This window comes from Mycobacterium sp. GA-1285 (assembly GCF_001499905.1).
GTDB lineage: Bacteria > Actinomycetota > Actinomycetes > Mycobacteriales > Mycobacteriaceae > Mycobacterium.
Genome location: NZ_LQIS01000041.1, coordinates 1 through 1622 on the forward strand (window position 1 = coordinate 1; position 1622 = coordinate 1622).

The 1622-nt window shown below is 62.4% G+C and carries 2 protein-coding genes; both read left to right on the plus strand.

Annotated features, from left to right (window positions below; translation table 11 throughout):
• Window positions 1–747, plus strand: a 747-nt coding sequence (locus AU193_RS17400; protein WP_064423626.1) for an ABC transporter permease, incomplete at its 5' end; no start/stop codon positions are given.
• A 12-nt stretch (window positions 748–759) separates the two neighbouring features.
• On the plus strand, window positions 760–1617 hold the full coding sequence (locus tag AU193_RS17405; protein ID WP_064423627.1) for an ABC transporter permease: 858 nt from the start codon (window positions 760–762) through the stop codon (window positions 1615–1617).
• Window positions 1618–1622: the final 5 nt, after the last annotated feature.

The window sequence follows — 1622 nt, forward strand, 5'->3', positions numbered from 1 at the left end:
CCGATGCAGGCGGTCGGGGCGTTGTTTGCGATGTCTGCTGATGCGGTGCGGTTTGTGTTTCGGCGGCCGTTTCAGTGGCGGGAGTTTTTGGAGCAGTGTTGGTTCATCGCTCGGGTGTCGTTGGCGCCGACGTTGTTGGTGGCGATTCCGTTCACGGTGTTGGTGTCGTTCACGTTGAACATCTTGTTGCGCGAGTTGGGTGCGGCTGATCTGTCGGGGGCCGGTGCGGCGTTCGGCGCGGTCACCCAGGTGGGTCCTTTGGTTACGGTGCTCATCGTCGCCGGTGCCGGCGCGACGGCGATGTGCGCCGATCTGGGGTCGCGCACCATCCGCGAGGAGATCGATGCGATGGAGGTGCTCGGCATCAACCCGGTGCAGCGGTTGGTGACCCCGCGCATGTTGGCGTCCGGGCTGGTGGCGTTGTTGCTCAACAGTTTGGTGGTGATCATCGGGATTCTGGGTGGTTACACGTTTTCGGTGTTCATCCAGGATGTGAATCCGGGTGCGTTCGCTGCGGGGATCACGTTGTTGACCGGGGTGCCCGAGGTGATCATCTCGTGTGTCAAGGCGGCGTTGTTCGGGTTGATCGCGGGTTTGGTGGCGTGTTTTCGCGGGTTGAGTATCACCGGCGGTGGTGCCAAGGCGGTGGGTAATGCGGTCAACGAGACGGTGGTGTACGCCTTTATGGCGTTGTTCGTGATCAACGTGGTGGTCACCGCGATCGGTATCCGGATGACGACGGGCTGAGCGGGGATCTCAATGGGCACAGTGCAAGTTCTGCGCAGCACCTATCCGCGTCTGTCGCGGGGGGTGCGCAAGCCGGTGGACTTCCTCAGTCGTATCGGCGATCACATGCTGTTCTATCTGCGGGCGCTGGGCGGGATCCCGCACGCGACGGTGCACTTCCGCAAGGAGATCATTCGGTTGATCGCCGAAATATCGATGGGTGCAGGCACCTTGGCGATGATCGGCGGCACGGTGGCGATCGTGGGCTTTCTGACGTTGGCCGCCGGCGGCACGCTGGCGATCCAGGGTTATTCCTCGCTGGGTGACATCGGGATCGAGGCGCTGACCGGGTTCTTGGCGGCGTTCATCAACGTGCGCATCGCCGCTCCGGTGGTGGCCGGCATCGGGTTGGCCGCCACATTCGGTGCCGGGGTGACCGCGCAGTTGGGCGCCATGCGGATCAACGAGGAGATCGACGCGCTGGAGTCGATGGCGATCCGGCCGATCGAGTATCTGGTATCGACGCGCATTGCGGCCGGAATGGTGGCGATCACCCCGCTGTACTCGATCGCGGTGATCTTGTCGTTCGTCGCCAGCCAGTTCACCACGGTGGTGTTGTTCGGCCAGTCCGGCGGGCTCTATGACCACTACTTCGACACATTCTTGAATCCGATCGACCTGCTGTGGTCATTCCTGCAGGCCGTGCTGATGGCGATCACAATCTTGTTGATCCACACCTACTTCGGCTACTTCGCCTCCGGCGGTCCCTCCGGCGTGGGTGTGGCGGTCGGCAACGCGGTACGCACCTCTTTGATCCTCGTGGTCTCGGTCACCCTGCTGGTGTCACTGGCCGTCTATGGTTCCAACGGCAACTTCAACCTGTCCGGATAGGTGGA

Coding starts and splice junctions, on each gene's coding strand:
- AU193_RS17405 (WP_064423627.1), top strand. CDS start 760: ATGGGCACAGTGCAAGTTCTGCGCAGCACCTATCCGCGTCTGTCGCGG.